General features: G+C 67.9%; 25 protein-coding genes. 14 read left to right on the top strand and 11 right to left on the bottom strand.

The window, feature by feature from the left end:
- The first annotated feature begins 3 nt into the window (after nt 1–3).
- The 4 genes from AC1DVU_RS04890 (at nt 4) to pknB (ending at nt 6032) form a co-directional block, all read left to right on the top strand.
- Nucleotides 4–1308 carry a PP2C family protein-serine/threonine phosphatase gene (locus AC1DVU_RS04890; protein WP_476921298.1) on the top strand — a complete coding sequence of 435 codons (1305 nt, stop codon included), beginning with the start codon at nt 4–6 and terminating at the stop codon, nt 1306–1308.
- Nucleotides 1305–2678 (top strand): FtsW/RodA/SpoVE family cell cycle protein, encoded by a 1374-nt coding sequence (locus AC1DVU_RS04885; protein WP_476921297.1) that lies wholly within the window; start codon nt 1305–1307, stop codon nt 2676–2678. Before AC1DVU_RS04890 ends, AC1DVU_RS04885 begins: the two co-directional genes overlap by 4 nt.
- Nucleotides 2675–4147 (top strand): peptidoglycan D,D-transpeptidase FtsI family protein, encoded by a 1473-nt coding sequence (locus tag AC1DVU_RS04880; RefSeq protein ID WP_476921296.1) that lies wholly within the window; start codon nt 2675–2677, stop codon nt 4145–4147. The genes AC1DVU_RS04885 and AC1DVU_RS04880 overlap by 4 nt, the downstream gene beginning before the upstream one ends.
- 103 nt (nt 4148–4250) lie before the next feature.
- Complete coding sequence (pknB, locus tag AC1DVU_RS04875) at nt 4251–6032, top strand: Stk1 family PASTA domain-containing Ser/Thr kinase (RefSeq protein ID WP_476921295.1); 1782 nt, start codon at nt 4251–4253, stop codon at nt 6030–6032.
- Here the strand turns inward: pknB and AC1DVU_RS04870 are convergent.
- The gene (locus AC1DVU_RS04870) at nt 6029–6763 is read right to left on the bottom strand and encodes a DUF881 domain-containing protein (protein ID WP_476921294.1); all 735 of its coding nucleotides are present in this window, start codon (nt 6761–6763) and stop codon (nt 6029–6031) included. The two genes, pknB and AC1DVU_RS04870, sit on opposite strands and share 4 nt — an antisense overlap.
- 86 nt (nt 6764–6849) lie before the next feature.
- Between AC1DVU_RS04870 and AC1DVU_RS04865 the strand changes: the two genes are divergently transcribed.
- Nucleotides 6850–7095, top strand: coding sequence for a cell division protein CrgA (locus AC1DVU_RS04865; RefSeq protein ID WP_476921293.1), 246 nt, complete (start codon nt 6850–6852; stop codon nt 7093–7095).
- 75 nt (nt 7096–7170) lie between these two features.
- Here AC1DVU_RS04865 and AC1DVU_RS04860 read toward each other — a convergent pair whose 3' ends face one another.
- Nucleotides 7171–7935, bottom strand: a complete 765-nt coding sequence (locus AC1DVU_RS04860; protein ID WP_476921292.1) for a rhomboid family intramembrane serine protease — start codon at nt 7933–7935, stop codon at nt 7171–7173.
- A 95-nt stretch (nt 7936–8030) separates the two neighbouring features.
- Nucleotides 8031–8561: a peptidylprolyl isomerase gene (locus AC1DVU_RS04855; RefSeq protein WP_476921291.1), complete on the bottom strand. Its 531-nt coding sequence runs from the start codon at nt 8559–8561 to the stop codon at nt 8031–8033.
- 107 nt (nt 8562–8668) lie between these two features.
- Here AC1DVU_RS04855 and AC1DVU_RS04850 point away from each other — a divergent pair, with 107 nt between their 5' ends.
- Both AC1DVU_RS04850 and AC1DVU_RS04845 read left to right on the top strand, forming a co-directional pair.
- Nucleotides 8669–8806: a hypothetical protein gene (locus AC1DVU_RS04850; protein ID WP_476921290.1), complete on the top strand. Its 138-nt coding sequence runs from the start codon at nt 8669–8671 to the stop codon at nt 8804–8806.
- Entirely contained in the window at nt 8806–9582 is a 777-nt protein-coding gene (locus AC1DVU_RS04845; protein ID WP_476921289.1) for an enoyl-CoA hydratase/isomerase family protein, read from the top strand. The genes AC1DVU_RS04850 and AC1DVU_RS04845 overlap by 1 nt, the downstream gene beginning before the upstream one ends.
- On the opposite strand, the gene AC1DVU_RS04840 is transcribed toward AC1DVU_RS04845, so the two are convergent.
- Genes AC1DVU_RS04840 through AC1DVU_RS04820 form a run of 5 tightly spaced genes read right to left on the bottom strand, consistent with a single transcriptional unit; the run spans nt 9579 to nt 14232 of the window.
- Nucleotides 9579–9914, bottom strand: a complete 336-nt coding sequence (locus AC1DVU_RS04840; RefSeq protein ID WP_476921288.1) for a DUF3817 domain-containing protein — start codon at nt 9912–9914, stop codon at nt 9579–9581. The two genes, AC1DVU_RS04845 and AC1DVU_RS04840, sit on opposite strands and share 4 nt — an antisense overlap.
- A 4-nt stretch (nt 9915–9918) precedes the next feature.
- On the bottom strand, nt 9919–10656 hold the full coding sequence (locus tag AC1DVU_RS04835) for an SURF1 family protein (protein ID WP_476921287.1): 738 nt from the start codon (nt 10654–10656) through the stop codon (nt 9919–9921).
- The gene (glyA, locus tag AC1DVU_RS04830; protein ID WP_476921286.1) at nt 10653–11930 is read right to left on the bottom strand and encodes a serine hydroxymethyltransferase; all 1278 of its coding nucleotides are present in this window, start codon (nt 11928–11930) and stop codon (nt 10653–10655) included. Before glyA ends, AC1DVU_RS04835 begins: the two co-directional genes overlap by 4 nt.
- Nucleotides 11927–12598 (bottom strand): response regulator, encoded by a 672-nt coding sequence (locus tag AC1DVU_RS04825; protein WP_476921285.1) that lies wholly within the window; start codon nt 12596–12598, stop codon nt 11927–11929. The genes glyA and AC1DVU_RS04825 overlap by 4 nt, the downstream gene beginning before the upstream one ends.
- On the bottom strand, nt 12595–14232 hold the full coding sequence (locus AC1DVU_RS04820; protein ID WP_476921284.1) for a GAF domain-containing sensor histidine kinase: 1638 nt from the start codon (nt 14230–14232) through the stop codon (nt 12595–12597). The genes AC1DVU_RS04825 and AC1DVU_RS04820 overlap by 4 nt, the downstream gene beginning before the upstream one ends.
- 538 nt (nt 14233–14770) lie before the next feature.
- Here AC1DVU_RS04820 and AC1DVU_RS04815 point away from each other — a divergent pair.
- From AC1DVU_RS04815 to AC1DVU_RS04785, 7 genes are all read left to right on the top strand, one after another.
- Nucleotides 14771–16381 (top strand): ABC transporter substrate-binding protein, encoded by a 1611-nt coding sequence (locus tag AC1DVU_RS04815; protein WP_476921283.1) that lies wholly within the window; start codon nt 14771–14773, stop codon nt 16379–16381.
- 195 nt (nt 16382–16576) lie between these two features.
- The gene (locus tag AC1DVU_RS04810; protein ID WP_476921282.1) at nt 16577–17665 is read left to right on the top strand and encodes an ABC transporter permease; all 1089 of its coding nucleotides are present in this window, start codon (nt 16577–16579) and stop codon (nt 17663–17665) included.
- Entirely contained in the window at nt 17665–20328 is a 2664-nt protein-coding gene (locus AC1DVU_RS04805) for a dipeptide ABC transporter ATP-binding protein (protein WP_476921281.1), read from the top strand. Before AC1DVU_RS04810 ends, AC1DVU_RS04805 begins: the two co-directional genes overlap by 1 nt.
- Before the next feature lie 36 nt (nt 20329–20364).
- The gene (locus AC1DVU_RS04800; RefSeq protein ID WP_476921280.1) at nt 20365–21231 is read left to right on the top strand and encodes an oxygenase MpaB family protein; all 867 of its coding nucleotides are present in this window, start codon (nt 20365–20367) and stop codon (nt 21229–21231) included.
- A gap of 43 nt (nt 21232–21274) precedes the next feature.
- Complete coding sequence (locus tag AC1DVU_RS04795; protein ID WP_476921279.1) at nt 21275–21640, top strand: hypothetical protein; 366 nt, start codon at nt 21275–21277, stop codon at nt 21638–21640.
- Nucleotides 21637–22041, top strand: a complete 405-nt coding sequence (locus AC1DVU_RS04790; protein ID WP_476921278.1) for a phage holin family protein — start codon at nt 21637–21639, stop codon at nt 22039–22041. The genes AC1DVU_RS04795 and AC1DVU_RS04790 overlap by 4 nt, the downstream gene beginning before the upstream one ends.
- Entirely contained in the window at nt 22038–22202 is a 165-nt protein-coding gene (locus AC1DVU_RS04785) for a DUF3618 domain-containing protein (RefSeq protein ID WP_476921277.1), read from the top strand. The genes AC1DVU_RS04790 and AC1DVU_RS04785 overlap by 4 nt, the downstream gene beginning before the upstream one ends.
- Before the next feature lie 14 nt (nt 22203–22216).
- Here AC1DVU_RS04785 and AC1DVU_RS04780 read toward each other — a convergent pair whose 3' ends face one another.
- The 3 genes from AC1DVU_RS04780 to AC1DVU_RS04770 form a co-directional block, all read right to left on the bottom strand.
- Nucleotides 22217–22843: an MBL fold metallo-hydrolase gene (locus AC1DVU_RS04780; RefSeq protein ID WP_476921276.1), complete on the bottom strand. Its 627-nt coding sequence runs from the start codon at nt 22841–22843 to the stop codon at nt 22217–22219.
- 115 nt (nt 22844–22958) lie between these two features.
- A complete protein-coding gene (locus AC1DVU_RS04775) occupies nt 22959–24044 on the bottom strand; it encodes an S-(hydroxymethyl)mycothiol dehydrogenase (RefSeq protein WP_476921275.1) in 1086 nt (361 codons plus the stop codon).
- 57 nt (nt 24045–24101) lie between these two features.
- On the bottom strand, nt 24102–25505 hold the full coding sequence (locus tag AC1DVU_RS04770; protein ID WP_476921274.1) for an FAD-binding oxidoreductase: 1404 nt from the start codon (nt 25503–25505) through the stop codon (nt 24102–24104).
- Nucleotides 25506–25605 lie beyond the last annotated feature (100 nt).

Below are 25605 nucleotides of genomic sequence, written 5' to 3'. Positions count from 1 at the left end.
CCCATGACCGCCCTGACCTTTCGCTACGTCGCGCACACCGACACCGGTCTGCGCCGATCCGCCAACCAGGACTCCGGTTATGCGAGCCCCCGCCTGCTGGTGATCGCCGACGGCATGGGCGGCGCCGCGGCTGGCGACCTGGCCTCGTCCGAGGTCATGCACATCATCCGCGAGCTCGACAGCGACAACGTCGAGCCTGACGCGATGGCAGCCCTCGAGCAGGCGGTCACCAAGGCCAACACCAGGCTGGGCCAGCTCATCACCGATGATCCCGCCGTCGAAGGCATGGGCACGACGCTCGATGCCCTGCTGTGGGACGGCCAGAAGTTCGCCTTCGCCCACATCGGCGATTCCCGCGTCTACCGCCTGCGGGGCGGCGAGCTGACCCAGATCAGCAAGGACCACACGTTCGTCCAGAGCCTCATCGACGAGGGCCGCATCTCGCCGGCTGAGGCTCGGGTCCACCCGCACCGTTCGCTCATCCTGCGAGCCATGCTCGGACGCGACGACAACGGCGCCGACCTCAGCTGGGTCCAGCCGATGCTCGGCGACCGTTACCTCCTGTGCAGCGACGGGCTCACCGACATGGTGACCGACGAGGTCATCCGCGGCGCGCTCATGTCCGAGACGATCGACATGGCCGCGACCGAGCTCGTACGTCTAGCGCTGGAGGCCGGCGGCTACGACAACGTCACGGTCGTCATCGGCGAGTTCGTCGAGGCCGGCACCGAGCCCGACGACCGCCTGTCGTCATCCGACGGCCAGCCGCAGCTCGTGGGAGCGGCCGCCGGCCAGGCCCGGCCGCGTACGGGCGAGGGCACGAGCGGCAGCGACACCGCCACCACGGCATCGTCCTCCGAGTACGACCCCGAGGAGCTCCGCTACGCGCCGCGACCGCCGAGCCGCATGCGTTGGGTGCGCTGGGCTGCGGTGCTCGTGCTCGTCGCCCTGATCGTCGGGGCCGGCAGCGCGTGGGCCTACAGCTGGTCGCAGAAGCAGTACTTCGTGGCGGCCCAGGACGGCAAGGTCGCAATCTTCAAGGGCGTCCAGGCCGACATCCCCGGCATCACGCTCCAGCACGTCGAGCAGGTGACCGACGTCGAGCTCGCCACGCTCCCTGCGTTCCGCCGCCAGCAGGTCGAGGCCGGCATCGAGGCGTCGAGCAAGGCCGACGCCGAGAAGACCGTCGCGGAGCTCGACCAGCTCGCGGTCCAGCCCACGCCCACGCCGACCCCGACACCCTCCAGCAAGCCGACGCCCACCAAGACCACCAAGTCGACGGCGTCCAACGCGGCATGGCAGCGATGACCACACCCGCATGGGTTCCTCGCAAACGGCGAGGAGCCGAGTTCTTCCTGACCGTTCTCGCGGTCTTCATCGGCATCGCCGCCTATGCGTCGGTCGGGCTCGGGGTCGAGGGCACGATCCCCGCCGACACCTACAAGCTCGGGGGCGCGTTGATCGTCGTCGCGATCGCGACGCACCTGATCGTGCGTCGTGTGGCGCCCTACGCCGACCCCGTGCTGCTGCCGCTGGTCATCGCGCTCAACGGCCTCGGCCTGGCGATGATCTACCGGCTCGACCTCGGCCGCCAGCAGATCGACTCCCAGCGCGCGGCGTTCGCCAACTCCCAGCTCGTATGGACCGCGATCGGCATCGCCGCGTTCGCCGCGATCCTCATGCTGGTCCGCGACCACCGCCGGCTGCAGACCCTGACCTACACGTTCGGCCTCGCCGCCATCGGCCTGCTGATCCTGCCGCTGCTGCCGCACTTCGGACGTACGATCAACGGCGCCCGCATCTGGGTCAACTTCGGGCCGTTCAGCTTCCAGCCCGGCGAGGCGGCCAAGGTCTGCCTCGCGATCTTCTTCGCGGGCTATCTCGTCGTCAAGCGTGACGCCCTTGCGCTCGCCGGCCGCCGCATCATGGGCATCGACCTGCCGCGCGGCCGCGACCTCGGGCCGATTCTCGCGGGCTGGCTCATCAGCGTCGCGATCCTGGTGTTCCAGCGCGACCTCGGCTCGTCGCTGCTGTTCTTCGGCTTGTTCGTCGTGATGCTCTACGTCGCCACCGAGCGCCCCGGCTGGCTCGTCGTCGGTGCCCTGCTGTTCGGGGCCGGCGCCTACTTCGGCTACCTCGCGTTCGGCCACGTGCGCGTACGCTTCGACGCCTGGCACGACCCGTTCGCCGACCCCGACGCCAACGGACAGATCATCAACGGCCTGTTCGGGCTCGCGCACGGAGGCATCCTCGGCCAAGGACTCGGACAGGGCAGTCCGCAGCTGACCCCGTACTCCTTCTCGGACTTCATCGCCGCGTCGATGGGCGAGGAGCTCGGGCTGACCGGGCTCATGGCGATCATCGTGATCTACGGCCTCATCGTGGAGCGCGGCCTGCGCATCTCGCTGACCTGCCGTGACGCGTTCGGCAAGCTGCTCGCCGCGGGCCTCGCGTTCTCCTTCGCGCTGCAGGTCTTCGTCGTCGTCGGTGGCGTCACCCGACTCATCCCACTGACCGGCCTGACGACCCCGTTCATGGCGCAAGGTGGCTCGTCGGTCGTCATGAACTGGGCGATCATCGGCCTGCTCCTGCGCATCAGCGACCAGACCCGCCGCCCGGCCCCCGAGATCTCCACGTTCGCGAGCGACGAGGAGACCCAGGTGGTGAAGCTGTCATGAACCGGCCGATCCGCAACATCGCCATCGCGTGTCTCGTGCTGTTCGCTGCACTGCTGCTCAACATCAACTACGTCCAGTTCGTCGAGGCTGACGATCTCAACGCCAAGAACGGCAACAAGCGCGTCATCAACGAGGAGTTCTCCCGCGATCGCGGCGCGATCCTCGTCGACGGCGATCCCGTGGCCGAGAGCGTGAAGTCCAAGGACGAGTACAAGTTCCAGCGGCGCTATCCCGACGGCGGCCTCTACGCACCCGTCACGGGCTACTTCTCGTACGTCTTCGGGCGCGGCGGTCTCGAGAACTCCGAGAACGGCGTCCTTTCCGGCAGCGACAACCGGCTGTTCGTCAACCGCGTCGTCGACCTCGTGTCCAACAAGCAGCCCAAGGGCGGCAGCGTCGAGCTCACGATCGACCCGCTCGCCCAGAAGGCCGCGGCCGAAGGGCTCGAGCGGCTCGGCAAGAACACCAAGGGCGCCGTCGTCGCGCTCGACCCCAAGACCGGTGCGGTGCTGGCCATGGTCAGCCAGCCGTCGTACAACCCCAACCGGTTGGCCAGCCACGACTTCGCCGCGGTCCAGAAGTCCTGGAACGCCCTGAACGCCGACGAGGACAAGCCGATGCTCAACCGGACGACGCAGCAGACGCTGCCGCCCGGGTCGACATTCAAGCTCGTCACGGCCGCGGCCGCCCTTGAGAACGGGGTCGTCGACAACATCGACGACAGGATCAAGGCCGGCGCTCGGCTGACGTTCCCGGGCATCCAGTACTCGCTGCCCAACGAGAACGGCGGCAACTGCGGCGGCGACCGCATCACGTTCGAGCAGGCGCTCAACGTCTCGTGCAACGTCGCGTTCGGAGCCCTGGCCGGCAAGATCGGCCAGGAGAAGCTCGCCGCTCAGGCAAAGAAGTTCGGCTTCGGCACGGACCCGCTCGACGGCCTCGCCGGCGACGCCAGCCGGTTCACAGTCGGCGACAACAAGCTCGAGGCCCCGCAGCTCGCCCAGTCCGGCATCGGCCAGTACGAGGTCGCGACGACACCCTTGCAGATGGCGATGGTCGCTGCGGGCATCGCCAACGGCGGCGACGTCATGAAGCCCTACATCGTCAAGACCGTGCGATCGCCCAACCTCCGGGTCCTTGACCAGGCCAATCCGGAGCGTTTCAGCCAGGCCATGAGCAGCTCCAACGCCAGGAAGCTGCGCGAGATGATGGTCAGCACCGTCACCCGTGGCACCGCGACCTCGGCCCGGATCTCCGGAGTCGACGTCGGCGCCAAGACCGGCACCGCCCAGTCGACGCCCGACCGCCCCCCGTACGCCTGGTTCGTGTCGTTCGCACCCGAGGACGACCCCAAGGTCGCCGTAGCGGTGCTGGTCGAGTCGAGCGACACCGCGCGCGACGAGATCGCGGGCGGCCGCCTGGCGGGCCCCATCGCGAGGTCCGTCATGGAGGCGGTGCTCGGAAAGTGAGTACGAACTTCGTGAGTCCACAAGCAAGCTTGGCGACGGTGTGCCTATTGGTCCCGTCTATGCAGCGCACCTACCTCACATCACCCTTTGGGAGACTGACACCATGACCGAATCCGGCGACGAGACCATCCGCCTGGGCGGCCGCTATGAGCTCGGCGGTCTGCTCGGACGAGGCGGCATGGCAGACGTCCGTGTCGGCCGTGACCTGCGCCTCGGCCGCACGGTCGCCGTCAAGCAGCTCCGCGGCGACCTCGCCGCGGACGACACGTTCCAGGCCCGCTTCCGCCGTGAGGCCCAGTCGTCGGCCGCGCTCAACCACCCGTCGATCGTCGCGGTCTACGACACCGGTGAGTCGATCGACAAGCACGGCAGCCACGTGCCCTACATCGTCATGGAGTACGTCGAGGGCCAGACGCTCCGCGACATCCTGCGAGGTGCCGAGAACGGCCGCAAGATCCTGCCCGAGCGCGCGCTGTCGATCACGGCGGACGTGCTGAGCGCGCTCGACTACAGCCACCGCTCCGGCATCATCCACCGCGACATCAAGCCGGCCAACGTGATGCTGACGCCGTCCGGCCAGGTCAAGGTCATGGACTTCGGCATCGCCCGCGCGATCGCCGACACCTCGTCGGCGATGACGCAGACCGCAGCGGTCATCGGCACGGCCCAGTACCTCTCGCCGGAGCAGGCACGCGGCGAGACCGTTGACGCCCGCAGCGACATCTACTCCACCGGCTGCCTGCTCTACGAGCTCCTGACTGGTCGACCGCCGTTCGTCGGCGACAGCCCGGTCTCGGTGGCGTACCAGCACGTACGCGAGGAGGCCCGGCCTCCGTCGCAGCTCAACCCTGACGTGAGCGCCGCGATCGACAACATCGTCGCCAAGTCGCTCGCCAAGCGCGTGGAGGACCGCTACCAGAGCGCGGCCGACATGCGTAAGGACATCGATCGGGTGCTCGCCGGCCAGGTCGTCGAAGCACCGGCCGCAGCCACCGCGATCGTGGGCGGCGGCACGGCGATCGCGCCGGCCGCGCCCGTCCTGCCGGTTTCCGGCGGTGCGCGCCGAGCCGAACCTGATCCGGACGAGGAAGACGAGGAGCCCGAGAGCCGGGCGAAGTGGTGGATCATCGGCCTCATCGCCGTGCTGCTGCTCGCCGGCATCGCGTTCGCGATCTTCAAGGCCACCGAGTCCCCCGACGCACCCACCCAGGTCGCGGTCCCGGATGTCAGCGGCAGGAGCGTCGAGACCGCCACGCGGGCGCTCGAGAACGCGAAGTTCGTGGTCAGCTCCAAGACCGAGAAGCAGGCCAGCAGCGATGTCGAGGAAGGGCTCGTGATCGAGACCGACCCGCCGGCAGGCGACGACGCCGACGAGGGCAGCACCGTCACGTTGATCGTCAGCGAAGGTCCCGAGCAGGTCACGATGCCTGACGTCCGCCAGCTCCAGTTCAAGATCGCCAAGGACCAGCTCGAGAACGGCGAGGGCAAGTTCAAGGTCGAACGCGAGTATGTCGACAACACCGCCGATCGTGGCGTCGTCATCAACAGCACGCCGCTCGTCGGCGAGCAGGTCGACGTCGGTGCCAAGGTCACACTCTTCGTGTCAAAGGGCCAGGTCGTGGTCCCCAACGTCGTCAACCAGAACATCGAGGACGCCACCAAGACGCTGGAGGACCTCGGGCTCAAGGTCACGACCAAGGACGATGCCGCGGCTCCATCACCCGACGGCACGGTGACCGCCCAGAACATCGCTCCCAACGAGAAGGTGGCGCCGGGAACGACGATCGAGCTCACCGTCTCGGCCAACCCCGGTGCCGACACTGATCCAGGCGACGGCGGGACTGACGGCGCCGGTGTGCTCGGGACCGAGGGCGAGGGCGGCTAGCCCGTTGCCTTGGCGTAGCGCAGGCTGACCGGCCCGGCGTAGGCCTCGGCCTTGACGTTGTCGATGGTCTCGATGTCGAGGCCGAGCTGGTAGTCCGGGTCACGGGCGTACTGCGCGTACGTGGTCGTGGCGGCCGAGGTGTTGATGGCGGCGTTCATGGCGGCGGAGCTACCGATCGCCTCGATGACGTAGGGCGGGAAGTAGGGCACGCCGTCCAGCACGACGGTCGCGCCGACGCACTTGATGCCGGTTGTCGAGATGAGCCGCTGACCTTGCAGCGTCACGGCTTCGGCACCGCCTGCCCACAGGGCATTGACGAACGCCTGGATGTCCTGCTGGTGCACCAGGAGTCTGGGATCGACGTCTTCGGAGAGGCCGAGCGCCGATGGGGCGTCCGTGAGCGTCACTCGAAGGCCCGGACCCTCGAGCGCGGTGAGCCCGGTCGGCTGCTCGAGCGCCTTGGCACGGGCGCGGAGCTTCTTGAGGTTGGCGCCCTTGACACTCGCAGACAGCTCGTCGATGTCGTCGCGCAGGTGCCGGGCGTCCTCGCGGCGTTCATCGATCCGGTGGTCCCGCTCCTGGGCCAGCGATGCCGTGTCGCCGCCCGCCGGCCGAAGGTCATCGCCCCCCGCAGTGACCGACGCAGCGACGAAGAGAAATCCGGTGATCGCGAAGATCATCAGGACCGCGAGTGGCCAGCGTTGGCGTGCATGCGTCCCCGCCTTTGCCATGCCGAAGTCCTCCTCGCTCGATGGCCTAGGCTATCCGAGAGCACCTATCGATGCGGTTCAGCCCGCAGCAACCATCCGGAGACGTCGTGGCGAAAGACAAGGCCCCCAAGGCACCCAAACCCCAGAAGATCGGCAACCGCTGGGCGGGACCGGCGATGGTCACCTCGGGCGTGATCGGACTCATCTGGATCGTCGTGTTCTACACCTTGAGCAACCAGACGATCGACTACCCGTCGTTCCTCCAGTGGTACGACGACCTCGGCAGCTGGAACCTCGTCGTCGGCATGGGCTTCATCGTGGCGGCCTTCGGCTTCGCCATGAAGTGGGAGTGAGTTACACCGTTGTAGTTATCCACACCTGTGTGCACAGCTGTTGATAATCACACCGGTGTCATTCACATCTGTGGACTAACCGGTGAGTTGGCTCGTCCGTAGGACGATCGCCACCACGATGCCGATCCACGTCGCTGCGAGCACCACCGCCTGCACCAGGGTGCGGCGGTCGCGAGGGGCGTACGCGAAGACCGCTCCGAGGATGCACCCGACGATGAAGCCGCCGAGGTGTCCCTGCCAGCTGATGTTGCCCTGAGTGCTGAGGAACGCATTGATCGCCAGCAGGACCAGCAGGGTCGACACGTCCTGCTTCGCCTTGAGCAGGAAGATCAGCGCCATGCCGAACAGCCCGGAGATCGCGCCGGACGCGCCGATCGTCAGCACGTATGGCTCCGACAGCCAGTAGACGAACACCGAGGCCCCGACCGCCATCGTCAGGTACGCCACGATGAACCGGCCGCGGCCGAGCGCCTTCTCGACGAAGGGGCCGAAGAGATAGAGCGCGTACATGTTGAACGCGATGTGCAGCAGGCCCTCGTGCAGGAAGGCCGAGGTCAGCAGCCGCCAGTACGCTCCGTCGGCCACACCCGTCAGCAGCTCGCCGCTGATGTTGGGCCGGGACTGCGCGAGCATCGCCCCGTGCTGGAACAGACCCCCGTCGTTGCCGCCGGTCGCCAGCGTCAGCAGGAACGCGACAACGTTGATGCCGATGAGCACCATCGACACCAGGCCCACGTCGGCCGAGACCGTGCCGCCGGCGATCGTACGAGGAGACCGGACGGACTTGGCCCCCTCGGCGATGCACGACGGGCACTGGAACCCGACCGACGCGTCGTTCATGCACTCCGGACAGATCAGCCGCTCACAGCGCTGGCACGAGATGTAGGCCTCGCGGTCAGGATGTCGGTAGCAGCGATAGTCCGAAGCCGGGAGGTTCACGCCTCGCGTCGCTCGATCGTCAGCTTCTCGATGACGACGGGCTCGATCGGCCGGTCGAAGCCGTCCGTCGCCGTCGCGCCGATCGCGTCGACAACGGCCTTGCTGTCAGCGTCGACGACCTCGCCGAAGATCGTGTGCTTGCGGTTGAGCCAGTCGGTCGGCACGAGGGTGATGAAGAACTGCGAGCCGTTGGTGCCGGGTCCGGCGTTGGCCATCGCCAGCCGGTAGGGCTTGTTGAACTGCAGGTCCGGGTGGAACTCGTCCTCGAACTCATAGCCGGGACCGCCGGTGCCGGTGCCGAGCGGGTCGCCGCCCTGGAGCATGAAGTTGGGGATGATGCGGTGGAACCCGAGGCCGTCGTAGAACGGCTTGTTCGAGATCTGGCCGGTGGCCGGGTCGATCCAGTCCTTGGTGCCCTCGGCGAGGCCGACGAAGTTGTCGACGGTCTTGGGAGCGTGGTTGGGGAAGAGCTCCACGACGATGGCGCCGTGGTTGGTCGTGAAGGTCGCGATGAGCTGCGAGGCCACAGGGGATTCCTTTCGGTTGCTGCCGCCCATCTTTTCATGGGATGCCAAGACGGCTCCGCCCCCGGTCGGGTGGGATCGCCGCCTGTTCGGCGGCTATCGTGACCCGCATGTCGAAGTCGGAAAAGAGACATCCCGTCCGGAAGTTCTTCCTGTTCGCGTTGATCGCCGGCGCAGCCGTCGCGGTCCGCAACGCGGTCGCCGACAAGGGCGGTTCGTACGACCCCAACGAGGCAGACCCGCGCTGATGCCGGTCACGGTCGAACGTACCGACGACGGCATCGCGATCGTCACGTTCAGTGCGCCGCCGGTCAACCTCTACTCACTCGAGCTGCACGACGACTTCGACCGCGCGCTCGACCAGGTCGAGGCGTCGCCGCCGCGCGCGCTGCTGATCCGGGCCGAGGGCAAGATCGTCTCCGGTGGGGTCGATGTGTCGCAGTTCCACGCGCGCAAGACCAAGGCCGACACCAAGCAGCTGTACGACCGGATGATCGAGCTCCCGAACCGCGTCGACGCGCTGCCGTTCCCGACGATCTTCGCCGCCCACGCGCTGACCCTGACCTGGGCCTTCGAGGTCGCGGTCGCGTGCGACATCATCCTGGCGTCCGAGAAGGCGAAGTTCGGCCTGGTCGAGCGCGTCATCGGGCTGACCCCGACGATGGGTGGCACTCAGCGGCTCGCCGCACGCGCGGGCGTGGGACGGGCCAAGGAGTTCGTGTTCACCGGCGACCTCTACGACGCCGCCACACTGGAGCGCTGGAACGTGGTCAATCGCGTGCTGCCCGTCGAGGGCTTCGACGATGCCGTGCTGGCGTTCGTCGCGCATCTCGCGACGGGTCCGACGCAGGCGTTCGGCGCTGCCAAGGAGGTGCTGCGGCACTTCGAGGCCGGCGGGGTCCCGAGGGCCAACGCCGAGGTGACGGCGATCGCCGCCGAGCTGTTCGAGACCCAGGACCTGCAGGACGGTATGGAGTCATTCCTCCGTGACGGCCCCGGCAAGGCAACCTTCACCGGCCGCTAGGCGGCGTCAACGTATTCGGCCTTCACGGCCTTCGTCGCACGGTGCTCGGCCCAGAAGCTGAGGATCGGGACGGTGCCGGCAAGCAATGTCGTGATCGCGAACGGGATGGTCCAGCGCGCCTTGCGGGCGAGGATCGCGGCCATGACGAGGAAGATCATGTAGAGCCACCCGTGCGCGATGCCGAGGTAGGTCGTAATGTTCTCGCCGAGGTCCTGTGCCCCGGAGCCTTCGGACGCCAGGTACTTCAGCGGCACCCCGATCAGGATCAGGATGATCAGCAGGACGCCGACGATGTTGGCCATGACGCGATAACGGAGCAGTGCGGCTTTCACGGCGTCAGGCTACCTTCGGCCTCGAAGCGGCCACGCTCTCGGTCGACATCCGCCACCACATGAACACCGCGAACGCGCCGAACACCCACCACTGCACGGCGTACGCCAGGTTGCGCAGGCCCACGGTCCACGACACTTCGCCGGGCTCCGGGGGCGGCACGAGATCGAGGCCGCCGGACGCCGACGCGCTGGTGCTGACCGCGAACCCGGAGTAGAGGTCGTACGGCAGCTCATTGGTCAGCGCCGGGATGCGGACCGAGCCGATCTCGCGGCGATCCGGGTCGTACGCCGCGCCGCCGGCCTCGCCGGCCTCGAGCACCGCGTCGATCGTGACCTCGCCGGCCGGCACCGGCGGGAAGTCGGTCACCTTCGGCGCCCACCCGCGTACGACCAGGAGCGCGTCACCGTCGACGAGCAAAGGAGCGACCAACCAGGCGCCGGTGCGCCCGTCCTGCTGCTTGCCCGTCACCCACACCTGCTCCGATGCCGGGGCGAACGTGCCCTGAACCGTCACGGGACGGTGGTTGAGCGTGGCGTCGAACGGCTGGTCGGAGCCCCACAGCCCGGACAGCGCGACGCGCGGAACCTCCCGCTTGTCGGCCTGCTCGTGCTCCTGGCGCGAGTCATAGACCCCGAGCTGCCACAGCCCCATGAAGATGCAGAACGCGACCGCGACGACGGCAAAGACGTGCAGACCGACGAGGCCCGGCCGGAGCCAGAGCCTCGCCGTTCCGAGGGTCACTTCGAGAAGGGCGCGACGTCCGGGTAGAGCGGGAAGCGCTCGGCCAGCACGGTCACCCGCTTGCGCAGTCCCTCGATGTCGACGTCGCCGGGCAGCAGTGCCGCGGCGATGATGTCGGCGACCTCGGTGAACTCATCGGCGCCGAAACCGCGCGTGGCCAGCGCCGGCGTGCCGATGCGCAGGCCGGAGGTCACCATCGGGGGACGCGGGTCGTTGGGCACGGCGTTGCGGTTGACCGTGATGCCGACCTCGTGGAGCCGGTCCTCGGCTTGCTGACCGTCGAGCTCGGACTCGCGGAGGTCGACCAGCACGAGGTGCACGTCGGTGCCGCCGGTGAGGACATTGACTCCGGCAGCACGGGTGTCAGCGGACATCAGGCGCTCGGCGAGGATCTTGGCGCCCTCGATCGTACGTTCCTGGCGCTCCTTGAACTCCGGCTCGAGGGCCATCTTGAACGCGACAGCCTTGGCGGCGATGACGTGCTCGAGCGGGCCGCCCTGCTGACCGGGGAACACCGCGGAGCGCATCTTCTTGGCGATCTCCTCGTCGTTCGTCAGGATCGCGCCACCGCGCGGGCCGCCGAGGGTCTTGTGCGTCGTCGTCGTGACGATGTGCGCGTGCGGCAGAGGGCTGGGGTGCAGGCCAACAGCGACCAGGCCGGCGAAGTGCGCCATGTCGACCCAGAGCTTGGCGCCGACCTCGTCGGCGATCTCGCGGAACAGCGCGAAGTCGAGCTGGCGGGGGTATGCCGACCAGCCCGCGATGATGACGGTCGGCCGGTGCTCCTGCGCCAACGCGCGGACCTCGTCCATGTCGACCAGGCCGGTCTCCGGCACGACGTGATAGGGCACCACGTTGTAGAGGCGGCCGGAGAAGTTGAGCTTCATGCCGTGGGTCAGGTGCCCACCATTGGCCAGGTCGAGCCCGAGGATCGTGTCGCCGACTGTGGCGATCGCGTGCAGCGCGGCGGCGTTGGCGGTCGCGCCGGAGTGTGGCTGGACGTTGGCATAGCCTGCGTCGAACAGCTGCTTGAGCCGGTCGATCGCAATCGTCTCGACCTGGTCGACGAACTCGCAGCCACCGTAGTAGCGCTTGCCGGGATAGCCCTCGGCGTACTTGTTGGTCAGGACGCTGCCCTGGGCCTCGAGCGAGGCGACGGGGGCAAAGTTCTCCGACGCGATCATCTCGAGCGTCGACTGCTGACGGTGCAGCTCGGCGTCGAGGAGCGCGGCGATGTCAGGGTCGAACTCGGAGAGATGCTGGTTGTGGCTCATGGCCCAAGAGTATCCGGCCGCCGATGCCGTTTCGCCTGCCCCGTGGGATGACGGGCGGCGAGCACGGCGGCCTGGGTCCGGCGCTGGAGTCCCAGCTTGGCCAGGAGCTGCGAGACGTAGTTCTTGACCGTCTTCTCGGCAAGGAACATCTCGGCGGCGATCTGGCGATTCGTGAGCCCTTCGCCGATGAGCTCCAGGAGCCGGCTCTCCTGAGCCGTGAGCCGCTCGAGGGGGCTGGCCTGCGGATCGCCCTCGCGGATGCGGGTCAGCACGCGCTGCGTCACGACCGGGTCCAGCAGTGACTGGCCGGTGGCAACCCGGCGTACGGCCTCGACGAGGTCGTGGCCGCGCACCTGCTTGAGCACATATCCCGCGGCACCGGCCATGATGGCGGCGAACAAGGCTTCGTCGTCGTCGTACGACGTGAGGATGATGACCGCGATCGACGGGTCCGACGAGCGGATGCTGCGGCACACGTCGATGCCCGAACCGTCGGGCAGGCGGGCGTCGAGCACCGCCACGTCCGGGCCGCTGGCGGGTATGCGGGCGAGGGCCTCGGCCGCCGATCCGGCCTCGCCCACGACCGTGATGTCGGCCTCGTGCTCGAGGAGGTCCTTGAGGCCGCGCCGGACGATCTCGTGGTCGTCGAGGAGGAACACCCGTGTCATGGATGCTCCCTCGGTACGGCCCAGGTCAGCTCCAGGCCTCCGCCGGCACGGTCACTCACGGCGAAGTGGCCACCCAGCAACTGGGCCCGGGCCCGCATGTTGGTGAGACCGCTACCGGGCTCCCGGTCGCCAAGACCTGTGCCGTCGTCTCGCACCTGGAGCCGGATGTCGTCCGTGACGTCGAGCACCACCTCGACCCTGCTTGCGGAGGCGTGCCGCACGATGTTGGAGAGCGCCTCGTTGAGGACCGCGAGCAGGTGCTCACGCGCCTCGTCGGGAACGGCACTGTCGACCGGACCGCGCGCCTCCAGGACCGGCGAGAAGCCCAAGGTCAGGGCCGCGTGGCCCAGGATCCGTTCCACGCTGCCCTTGATGTCTGCCGCTTCGGCGTCGGTGCCCAGCGCAAAGATGGTCCGGCGGATGTCCTTGATCGTGGCGTCGATCTCGTCGATCGCTGACGAGAGCCGTGACGCCGCGCCGGGTGACTGGATCAGGCGCATCGTGTTGTCGAGCATCAGCCCGATCGCGAAGAGTCGCTGGATCACCACGTCGTGCAGGTCGCGTCCGATGCGGTCGCGGTCCTCGAACACAGCGAGCCGGGCCTGGTCCTCCTGCGCCTGTGCCACCTGGAGCACCAGCGCCAGCTGGTCGGCGAAGCGCTGCGGGAGCTCGGGGTCGAGCTCCCACCGGTCGGTCTTCAGCACTTCATGCCACCCCACCGTCAGCGCGCCTGTCACGTCACCACTGCGCAGCGGCAGGATCAGCACGGAGCCCAGGTCGGGCCACAGCGGTGTAGTCGCCGGTGAGTACCGCGGCTCCAGGGCGGTGTTGGGCACGACGGCCGTGACCTGCGTACGGGCGACCTCGCCGGCCAGGCTCTCGAAGGCTCCGACCGTCTCGCCGATCAACTCGTGAACGGCCGTCCCGGAGACCGCGCGGATCTCGAGGACATCGGCCTCGGCCGGCATCAACAGGGCAACGAAGTCGGCGTCCGCGACGTCGCGGGCGCGGTCGGTCACGAGCTGCAGGGCAGTGTCTCGGGAGATGGGGCCCAGGAGGGCCGTCGTGATCTCCGCGGCCGCTTCGAGCCAGCGGCGCTGACGCTCGGCCTCGTCATAGAGGCGGGCGTTCTCGATCACGACGCCGACGGCGGAGGCCAGCGCGACGGCGACCTCCTCGTCCTCGCGGGTGAAGCCTCCCGGTGACTGCTTCTCGGTGAGATAGAGGTTGCCGAAGATGCGGTCGTGGATGCGGATGGGGACACCGAGGAACGTGTCCATCGCGGGATGGTCGGACGGGAACCCGAAGGTCGCCGGATGGCGTCCGAGGTTCTCCAGCCGCAGCGGTTGCGGGTGATCGATGATGTGGCCCAGGATCCCGTGGCCACGCGGCAGCTCGCCGACAGCGGCGATCTCGGCGTCAGAGAACCCATGCGTCACGAACCGGGTGAGCCGCCGGTCACCGTGGAGCCCGAGGACGCCGAGGGCTCCGTACTTCGCATCGACGAGGAGGCATGCCTGCCGCACGATGCGCTCGAGCAGACTCTCCAGCGACAGGTCGGACGACAGCGCCACGACGGCGTCGAGCAGTCCCCCGAGACGTTCAGTCGTGACGGCAGTACGTGCTGCGCTCATGGGTTCCCTCCCGTCGGGAGCGTACCTGTGAGGACCTTGGGCCCGCCACGAAATGCCCGGAAAACCGGGGTGTTCCGTACGAGACCGCCTGTCTTGTGTACGGATTCAGTCGGAAGAACCATGATGGACTAGTCATTTCGAGCGAGATGAGACCACCTTCGCCGAACGCGTTAGGGACTTTGGTCCCTAATCCGTGAGGACCATCTGCGGAAGTCTTGTCCGTACAGAGCCGGACCCCGGCGCCGCAGGATCTCTCTCCCGCGAAGTCGAGGCGGAGGACTCCCAGTTCCCTCCCAAAACCCTCCGCACTCGGCGCGCGAGCACCTGGTGCAACTCCCAAACGGCAGCCTGGGTCCTGCTCTGTCCTTGTGGCCGCGACCGACGAGCTCGCCGCCCTGCCGGATTCAGTAACCAAACTGCAATCTCGCTGGCAGGCACAGCCGCCGTGAGCGCGTGTAGCGTGCGGAACGGCTCAGTCCATCATGTGGACAATCCCGCCGCGGCCACGCGTTGCGGCTCGAACTCGTAGGAGAGCACCATGAAGTTCCGTCGGGGAACCGCGATCATCGCGGTCACCGCACTGGCCGGCATCGCGCTGGCAGCGTGTGGACAAAGCAAGGATGACGACAACAAGGACGCGGGCTCGGGGCTCGTCGTCGGCACGACCGACAAGGTCGTCTCGATCGACCCAGCCGGCTCGTACGACAACGGCTCGCTGACGGTTCAGACGCAGGTCTACCAGTACCTCCTGAACTTCCCGGCCGGCAGCACCACGCTGACTCCGGATGCCGCGTCGAAGTGCGACTTCGAGCAGCCGACCGAGTACGTCTGCACGATCAAGGACGGACTGAAGTTCGCGAACGGCAACGCCCTGACCGCGTCCGACGTCGCGTTCTCGTTCAACCGCATCGTCAAGATCAACGACCCCAACGGCCCGGCCTCGCTGCTGGGCAACATGAAGTCGGTCGAGGCCAAGGACGACAAGACCGTCGTCTTCACCCTCAATTCGCCCAACGACCAGACGTTCGGCCAGGTGCTCGTCACCTCCGCCGGACCGATCGTCGACGAGGAGACCTACCCGGCTGACAAGGTCCTGGACGACGACGCCGCGGTCAAGGCTCAGGGCTTCTCGGGTCCGTACACGATCGGCAAGTACACCAAGGCCCAGATCGCGGAGTTCAAGGCCAACCCCGACTACAACGGCGCGTACAACAAGCCGAAGGCCAAGACGATCACGCTCAAGACGTACGCCGACTCCAACAACATGAAGCTCGACGTCCAGAACGACAAGATCGACGTCGCGTGGCGCTCGCTTACCCCGACCGACATCGACAGCCTCGGCAAGGCCAAGGGCGTCAAGGTCCACAAGGGTGCCGGCGGCGAGCTGCGCTACATCGTGTTCAACATGAAGACGATGCCGGGCGACAACGATGAGCAGAAGCTCGCTATCCGCCAGGCGATGGCGTCCTCGATCGACCGCGACGAGCTCTCGACGCAGGTCTACAAGGGCACCTACACGCCCGCCTACTCGGCCGTTCCGCAGGGACAGGTCGGCGCGACCGAGCCGTTCAAGGACACGTACGGCGAGAAGCCCGACAAGGCCAAGGCCCAGAAGTTCCTCGACGACGCCGGCGTCAAGACTCCGGTCACGCTCAAGCTGCAGTACAACACCGACCACTACGGCTCCTCGTCGACCGAGGAGTACAACATGGTCAAGCGGCAGCTCGAGGAGAGCGGCCTGTTCAAGGTCGACCTGCAGTCCACGGAGTACGTCACGTACTCCGAGGAGCGCGTCAAGGATGCCTACCCGATGTTCCAGCTCGGCTGGTTCCCGGACTTCCCCGACGCCGACAACTACGTGACGCCGTTCTTCGCGCCGAACAACTTCCTGCAGTCGCACTACAACTTCTCGGACAAGGACAACCCAGTCCCCGAGATGACGAAGTTGCTCAAGAGCGAGGCGACCGACGCCGACAAGGACTCGCGCGTGGCCACGCTGAAGCAGATCCAGGACCTGGTCGCCGCCCAGGTGCCGATCCTTCCGCTGCTCACGGGTGCGCAGGTCGCCGTTGCCGGTGAAGATGTGAAGGGTGTCGAGGAGACTCTCGACCCCGCGTTCAAGTTCCGTTTCACGTCGCTGTCGAAGTAATCACGGCTCAGGGGCGGGTCCATCGGACCCGCCCCTTACGTATGTTGGTCAGAACCGGTGGTTGAGGAGCCGAAGTACGAGGCGTCTCGAAACCACCACGAAGCATGTGGTTTCGAGGCCCCCTACTCGCAGAGCTCGTGGGGGGACCCCCACGCTTCGCTCCGCACCTCAACCACCGCACAACCGGAGGAACTCATGACCGCCGAAGTCCTCGCGCCGCTCGAGCCGACTCCCACCGAACCACCGTCCAAGAGGCGGCGAGGTCCGCTCAGCCCCTTGGCTCGCTACATGCTGGTGCGCGTCGCCCTCATCATCCCCATGCTGTGGGTGCTCGTCACCATGGTGTTCCTGCTGATGCGCGTCATCGGCGATCCCGTGACGGCAGCCCAGGGCGGCCGGCTCAATGCCGAGCAGATCGCTGAACGCAAGCACGCCGCCGGCCTCGACCGGCCGATGCTGACCCAGTACTGGGAGTACCTCACGGGCCTGCTCCACGGTGACTTCGGCACGACGCTGACCGACCATCGGCCCATCTCGGAGATCCTGATCGAGTACGGCGCCGCGACTCTCGAGCTGTCGTTCTGGGCGCTGCTGGTGGCCTTCACCGTCGGCATCCCGCTCGGCCGCCTCGCAGCGCGCTATCGCGACCGACTGCCGGACGTCCTCCTGCGCCTGTTCGCGATCCTCGTCTACGCGGCGCCGGTGTTCTTCGTCGGCTTGCTGCTCAAGCTCGCGTTCACGCCCTTCGGCTGGCCCTCATCGGGCCGCTCCTCGACACAGACCGAGCTGATCCTCGACAACGTCGAGCCGCACACCAACATCATGATCGTCGACGCACTCCTCTGGGGCGATCCCGGCATCATCCTCGAGGTCCTGCAGTATGCCGTCCTGCCCGCCATCGCGCTGGGCCTGCTCACCGGCGGTGTGTTCCTGCGCCTCGTACGCATCAACCTCCTGCAGACGCTGCGGATGGACTACGTCACGGCCGCCAGAGCCCGCGGAGTCTCCGAGCGGAGGGTCGTACGCAAGCACGCCTTCCGCAACGCCCTGGTCCCGGTCGTCACGGTCATGGGCATGCAGGTCGCGCTGCTGCTGGCCGGCGCGGTGCTGACCGAGACGACGTTCGAGTGGAAGGGCATCGGCTACGAGCTGACGCAGTACCTCAAGGCGCGCGACTTCCTCGCGGTCCAGGGCATTGTGACCGCGATCGCCGTGATCGTCTGCGTCGCGAGCCTCCTGATCGATGCGATCGTCGCCTTCGTCGACCCCCGAGTGAGGTTCTGATGCCTACCCGCCGCTTGAGCTTCTCGAAAGCCGTTCCCGCTGTCGTCCGCCAGTCCCACGGCTTGCAGCGCTTCATGCTGCTCCTGGGCTTCGCGATCATCGCGGCCTTCATCCTCATCGCGATCTTCGCCCCACAGCTCGCGCCGTACGGGTTCAACGACGACCGGTCCGGTGGAGTCCTCTTCGGCACCCAGCAGGCCCCTTCGGCGGACCACTGGTTCGGTACGACCGTCGGCGGCACCGACGTCTTGTCCCGCGTCATCTACGGCACCCGCACCGCGCTCGAGGTCATCATCCTCGCGGTCGTGCTGTCGAGCCTGATCGGCGTACCGCTCGGACTGCTCTCCGGATACCTCGGTGGCTGGCTCGACCGCGTCCTCGTGCTGATCATGGACGCGCTGTACGCCTTCCCGTCCCTGCTGCTGGCGATCGTCGTCTCGATCGTCCTCACGGGTGGTTCCAGCGGTGCCCTCGGGGGGATCCTCGCGGCTGCCATCTCGATCACCGTGGTGTTCGTGCCGCAGTACTACCGCGTGATCCGCAGCGCGACGCTCGCGGTCAAGGTGGAACCGTACGTCGACTCGGCCCGGGTTGTCGGCGTCCGCACGCCGCGCATCCTCGGTCGGCACATCTTCTCCAACGTCGCCCAGAACCTTCCGGTCATCGGCACGCTCAACGCGTCCGAGGCGATCCTGACGCTGGCCGGTCTGGGCTTCCTGGGCTTCGGCATCGAGCCGTCGGCCGCCGCCGAGTGGGGCTTCGACCTCAACAAGGCGCTGCCCGACGCCTCCAACGGCATCTGGTGGACCAGCGTGTTCCCGGGCACCGCGATCGTCCTGGTCGTGCTCGGCGTGACGCTGGTCGGCGAGAGCCTCAACGACATCCTAAACCCGTTGCTGCGCACCCGCGGCGCCGAGACGACGTCGGCGGACGAGAAGGAGATCACGCAGGAGTTCGAGGAGCTGACCGGCGACATCGAACCGTCGGTCGAGACTCGCGTCGCGGATGCGACCGAGAAACGCGTCGCCGCCCTGTCGCTCTCGGACCTGGCGGTGACATTCCGGACCGACGCAGGGCGGATCCACGCCGTCAACGGCATCAGCTTCGACGTGGCACCCGGCGAGGTCGTCGCCGTCGTCGGCGAGTCCGGATCGGGCAAGTCGGTCAGCTCCCGGGCCGTGCTCGGCCTGCTGCCGTCGACCGCGGCGGTCACCGGGTCGGCACGCCTGGGCGACCGAGAGCTGCTCGGCATGTCCACCAGCGACATGCAGCCGATCCGCGGCGACCAGGTGTCGATGGTGTTCCAGGAGCCGTCCACCGCGCTCAACCCGGTCTACACCGTCGGCTGGCAGATCATCGAGGGCATCCAGGCGCACAAGGAGATCTCCAAGAAGGATGCCCGCAAGCGCGCCGTGGAGCTGCTCGAGCTGGTCGGCATGCCCGATCCTGAGCACCGGGTCGACTACTACCCGCACCAGCTCTCGGGCGGGCAGAAGCAGCGAGTCGTCATCGCGATGGCGATCGCCTGCGATCCGGACGTCATCATCGCCGACGAGCCCACGACCGCCCTCGACGTCACGGTCCAGGCCGCGATCCTCGAGCTGCTCCTGTCGCTGCGTGACCGGCTCGGCACCGCGATCGTCCTGATCACCCACAACATGGGCGTTGTCGCCGACATGGCCGACCGCGTCGTCGTGATGTATCGCGGCAACATCGTCGAGCAGGCGCCCGCCGGCCAGCTCTTCGCAGCGCCCAGGCATCCCTACACCCGCGCGCTCCTCGACGCCGTCCCTCACCTCGGGCGCGAGAACGGCCCGGGCCTCGTCGACGAGAACGAGCTGGTGCTCAAGGTCGACAACCTGGTCGTCGAGTTCCCCGGCGGGTTCGGCCAGCCGCCGTTCCGCGCGGTCGACGACGTCTCGCTCGAGATCCGCAAGGGAGAGGTGTTGGGCCTGGTCGGCGAGTCCGGCTCGGGCAAGTCGACTGTCGGGCGTACGACCGTGGGTCTCCAACAGCCCACGAGCGGCACGATCCACGTCTCGGGCAACCAGGTCTCCGGACTCTCGGACCGCCAGCTGCGGCCGTTGCGGTCCCGCTTCGGCTTCGTGTTCCAGGACCCGGCGTCGTCGCTCAACCCGCGCATGTCGATCGGCCAGTGCGTCGCCGAGCCGCTGCACGTGCAGACCGAGATGAAGCAGTCCGAGATCGACGCCAAGGTGCGAGCGCTGCTCGACAGCGTCGAGCTGGGTGGGTCGTACGTCGGACGGTTCCCGCACGAGCTGTCGGGTGGCCAGCGCCAACGCGTCAGCCTCGCCCGGGCGCTGGCACTCGATCCCGATCTCCTGATCGCTGACGAGCCGACCTCGGCGCTCGACGTTTCGGTGCAGGCTCGTGTGCTCGAGCTGTTCACCGAGCTCCAGCAGCGACTGCAGTTCGCGTGCCTGTTCATCAGCCACGACCTCGCCGTCGTCGACACCCTCGCCAACCGCGTCGCGGTCATGCAGAACGGCAAGCTCGTCGAGATCGGGCCGCGCGATCAGGTGCTCGGCAACCCGCAGGAGGACTACACCAAGCGGCTCATCGCCGCGGTGCCCGTACCGGATCCGGACGAGCAGCGCCGTCGCCGCGAGGCGCGTGGCCACCTGCTGACCGACATCTCCTGACGGGCCGCTTCACGCTGTCCGGCGTACGGTCGAGCCATGAACCCGCTCGAGCTCGTACGCCGGCAGGTGGGTGAGGCGATCTTCTCCCGCGTCGCCGGTGACGAGGGTCCGACGCGACGCGACCGGATCCACCTGTCCGAGGGTCCGCGGCGGTTCGCGCCGGATGCAGCCATCTGCCGCGTGCATTCCGACGCGTCGATGTTCGTCGGCGGGATCCGGGCGCTCCTGCTGCAGTCGATGCATCCACTCGCCATGGCCGCCGTCGACGCGCACTCCGGCTTTCGTGGCGACCCGTGGGGCCGTCTGCAACGCACCAGCACGTTCCTCGCCGAGACGACGTTCGGGACGATCGAGGATGCCGATCGCGCGGTGGAGATCGTCCGTGCCGTGCACGATCGAGTACGCGGGATAGCGCCGGACAGTCGAACGTACGCGGCCTCCGATCCGCACCTCATCCGCTGGGTGCACGTCGCCGAGATCGACAGCTTCCTCCGGGCGCACGACCGCTACGGTGCCAAGCCTCTCGACGCTGCCGGACGGGATGCCTATGTCGCCCAGACCGCATACATCGCCCGGGCGCTCGGTGCGGTCGACGTCCCGGAGACGGTCGCCGAGCTGGAACAGGTACTGGCCGACTACCGGCCCGACCTCGAAGGGACCGCAGCCGCGCGGCGGGCGGCGCGCTTCATCCTCATCCACCCGCCGGTGCCGCTCACGCTGCGCGCCCCGTACGGACTCCTGTCGGCGGCTGCGGTGGGCATGATGCCGCGCTGGACCCGCTGGCCGCTGCGCCTGCCCTACCTTCCGCTCGTCGAGGCGACTGCCGTGCGTACGAGCGGCATGGTGATCACCGAAGGGATCCGCTGGGCGATGGGTTCAGGACCGCCGACCCGCGACGTGTGACCACTCCCCAACGGGGTAAGCCCGCCCTGAAGGAGTGGTCAATGTGAAGAAGTTGTCAGTGCTCATGGTCGGCGCCGCCGGCTACGTCCTCGGCGCCCGCGCCGGACGTGAGCGTTATGAACAGATCAAGCGCCAGGCCAACAAGGCCTGGAACAACCCCACGGTCAAGAGCGCCGTCGACGACGTCCAGGCCCAGGCCAAGCACGCCGGGTCCGGTGTCGGGAGCAAGGTCGGCGCCAAGGTCGCCGACGTCGCGGGTGAGGCCAAGACCAAGATCACGGAGAAGGTCAAGGGGCACGACTCCGATCCCACGTCCGACAACTACCGCCCGGGAGACGAGGTGATCGGGCCACCGCCGGTGCCGGGTGAATCCCCCATCGCGGACGCCCACCGACAGGGGATGTCATGACCGAACCCCGTACGCCGACGTCGGAGGCGTCGACCGGTGAGCTGATCGCTCAAGCCACGGCCGACATCTCGACCCTTGTCCGCGACGAGATCGCGCTGGCGAAGCAGGACATCGCCACGAGCGGCAAGCGGCTCGGCGTCGGCGCCGGCCTGTTCGGGACCGCCGGCACACTGGCCCTGTACGGTCTCGGTGCGCTCGTCGCGGCCGCCATTCTGGGCGTCGCCGAGGCGCTGGATGCGTGGTTGGCCGCCCTGATCGTCGGTGCGGTGCTGTTCGTCCTCGCCGGGATCGCGGCCCTGGTCGGCAAGACGAGGGTCAGCCGGGTCCCGGAGGCTCCGCGTGAACGGGTCGAGAGCGTCAAGGCCGATGTCGCGGCCGCCCGCCACGGGGCCGCCTCATGAGCGCGATCGAGCACGACATCGAGGACACGAGGGAGCATCTGAGCGAGACCGTCGACGCGCTCGCCGCGAAGGCCGAGGCCGGCAAACGGCGCGCAGGCATGGTTGCGCTGATCGGCGTGGCCGCGGTCGCCGTGCTCGTGCTGTGGCGTCGACTGGGCTGACGCCCTTCGGCAACTCAGCTGCCCCGCGCGACCCACTCGTCAAGGTGTGGCGCCTCGGCGCCGATCGTGGTGTCATCGCCGTGGCCCGTGTGCACGACGGTCTCGTCCGGCAGCGTCAGGAGCCGGGCACGAATCGAGTCGATGATCGTGTCGAAGTCCGAGTACGAGCGGCCGGTCGCTCCTGGACCACCGGCGAACAGTGTGTCGCCCGTGAAGACCGCGCCGAGCTGTTCGACGTACAAGCACGTGCTGCCCGGCGAATGTCCCGGGGTGGGCACGGCGCGGAGTGTCGTGCCGGCGACGGTGAACGTCGCCCCCGCCAGCAGCTCCCGATCCGGAGGGGTCCCGTGCTCGGCGTCCCACAACATCCGGTCCGCCGGAGGGAACCACACGTCGGCACCGGTCTCGCGGCCGAGATCGACGGCAGCATTGATGTGATCGTTGTGCCCGTGCGTCAGGATGATCGCCAGGACCGAGCGCCCGTCGATGGCGTCCAGGATCGCGTCGGCGTCGTGAGCCGCGTCGATCACCATGACCTCGGCGTCGTCGCCGATCAACCAGACGTTGTTGTCGACGTCCCAGCTGCCACCATCCAGCGCGAACTGCCCGGACGTGACCACCTTGTCGATTCTGGCGGTCATCGCAGCTCCGCCTGCGTGGGAAGAGCACGGTACGCAGACGGCGCTGCGACCCAGTCTTGTTGGTTCCCGCCCCCTACTCGCAGAGCTCGTGGGGGTGCCCCCAGCTGGCGCTCGGTCACAGCTCCACCACGGATCGCAGGACGCCGCCCTCGTGCATCTTCGCGAACGCCGCCTCCACGTCGTCGATCCCGATCGTCTCGGTGACGAAGGCGTCGAGGTCCAACCGCCCCTGCAGGTAGAGGTCGACGAGCATCGGGAAGTCGCGGCTCGGCAGGCAGTCGCCGTACCAGGACGACTTGAGCGAACCGCCGCGGCCGAACACGTCCAGCAGCGGGATCTCCAGCTGCATGTCGGGAGTCGGCACGCCGACCAGCACGACGGTTCCGGCGAGGTCGCGGGCATAGAAGGCCTGCTTCCACGTCTCGGGACGACCGACCGCGTCGATCACGACATCGGCGCCGAAGCCGCCTGTCAGGGCTTGCACGGCCTCGACCACGTCGCCGTCCGAGGCGTTGACCGTATGCGTCGCGCCCATCCCGCGAGCCCACTCCAGCTTGCGGTCGTCGATGTCGATCGCAATGATCGTCCCGGCGTTGGCCAGTCGGGCTCCTGCGATCGCTGCGCTGCCGACACCACCGCAACCGATCACCGCGACGGAGTCTCCGCGCTGCACGTTGCCGGTGTTGATCGCTGCACCCAGGCCGGCCATCACCCCGCAGCCCAGCAGCCCGACCGCCGCGGGCGAGGCGGAGGGATCGACCTTGGTGCACTGCCCGGCGGCGACCAGCGTCTTGTCGACAAACGCGCCGATGCCCAGCGCGGGCGACAGCTCGGTGCCGTCCTCCAGGGTCATCTTCTGAGTGGCGTTGTGCGTGTTGAAGCAGTACCAGGGGCGGCCGCGCAGGCACGCTCGGCACTGCCCGCACACCGCGCGCCAGTTGAGCACGACGAAGTCGCCCGGTGCCACGTCCGTGACGCCCTCACCCACCGACTCGACGACACCGGCGGCCTCGTGGCCGAGCAGGAAGGGGAACTCGTCGTTGATGCCGCCCTCGCGGTAGTGCAGGTCCGTGTGACAGACCCCGCACGCCGAGATGTCGACCACGGCCTCGCCAGGTCCAGGGTCGGGGATGACGATGTTCTCGACGGTGACCGGCGCACCCTTGGCGCGCGCGATCACTCCTCGTACGGTCTGCGGCATGCGGGCTCCCTCGTATGGCGTGACCCGCCCGACACTAGCCCTCGACCGTACGCGTCCTCAGTCGGGCTTGATGTTCTGGTTGAGCCGGAAGAGGTTGGTCGGGTCGTACGTACGCTTGAGCGCCTTGAGCCGGTCGTACTTCTCTGCGCCGTACGCCTTGCGGACCCGCTCCTCGCCCTCCTCCATCAGGAAATTGACGTAGACGCTCGTGTGGAACGGTTCGAGCGCCGCCCAGTAGTCGCGCGCCCATTCGCGCTCGGCGTCGAACCCATCGGGGGTCATGCTGTTGCCGTTGATGTTGAACGTGAAGCCGGCCTGCCGACCGTTGAACGCGGTCGCGTCGTCGCCGATCCGCGCCACCGCCCCACCCATCTGCCACAGGGCGATGCTCGAGATCGGTGAGGTGATGCGCTGGCCGTGCTCGACCATGACGTCGATGACGTCGTCGCTGAGCTCGGCCACGTCACAGGACCTGACGTAGTACGACCACCCGTGCTTGAAGGACGGGTCGAACATCTGCTGGTGCGCCAGGTAGGGCTTGGGCATGCACAGGTCGAGCACCGGCGACCCGAACTCCTTGAGCGGACGGACGACCCGCTCGCCCTCCTCGATCGGTCCGGCATAGCAGGCGGTGATCCCGACGATGAGCTTGCCGACCAGCTCCGGCGGCACGGTGGGAAGTGCGGGAGCGCGGCGTTGCACGACGATCGTCATGAGCTCGTCCGGGCAGTCCGCCACCCAGTCGCGATGGAAGCGCAGCACCTCGCCAGCGTCCTCCATCGCCCAGAACACCGGGCCGGCCACGACGTACGGTCCCAGCTCGTTGAGCCGGAACTCGAACTCCGTGACGATGCCGAAGTTTCCTCCGCCGCCCCTCACGCCCCAGAACAGGTCGGCGTTCTGGTCCTCGCTGGCCGTCAGCACCTCCCCGTCAGCGGTGACGACGTCCACCGACTGCAGCTGATCGATCGTGAGGCCGTACTTGCGCATGATCCAGCCGATCCCACCGCCGAGCGTCAGGCCGGCCATGCCGGTGTGGGTGACGATGCCGGAGGTCATCGCGAGTCCGAATCCCTGCGTCTCGCGATCGAGCTCACCGAGCAGCACGCCCGCCTGCGCCCGCACGGTTCGGTTCTCCGGGTCGACCCGCATGCCCTTCATCGCGCCCAGGTCGATCAGCAGGCCGTCGTCGCACACCGACAACCCCGGAAAGCTGTGCCCTCCGCCGCGCACCGCCACCAGCAGCCCTCGCTCCTTGGCGAGACCGACAGCCGCGCGGACATCGGCGACCCCGGTGCAACGGGCAATCAGCCCTGGGTGCCGGTCGATCGAGCCGTTCCACACCTTGCGGTGGTGGTCATAGCTCGCATCGCCGGGGCGGATGAGCTCGCCGTGGAACATGGCTTGCAGCTCCTCGACGGCACTGCCGTCGATCAACGCCCCCGGAGCCAACGAGCTCATGCGATCGCCTCCACCTCGCAGGTTGGCACAGGGGCGGCTGACCGGCAAGGGTCATGCAACAAACAAGCAGAAGGCCCTCCACCGCAAACAGGTGGAGGGC

Source organism: Aeromicrobium sp. P2_G6, from assembly GCF_056403535.1.
The sequence above is the reverse complement of the archived record's forward strand: the minus strand, read 5'-3'. Positions and strand labels throughout refer to the sequence as shown.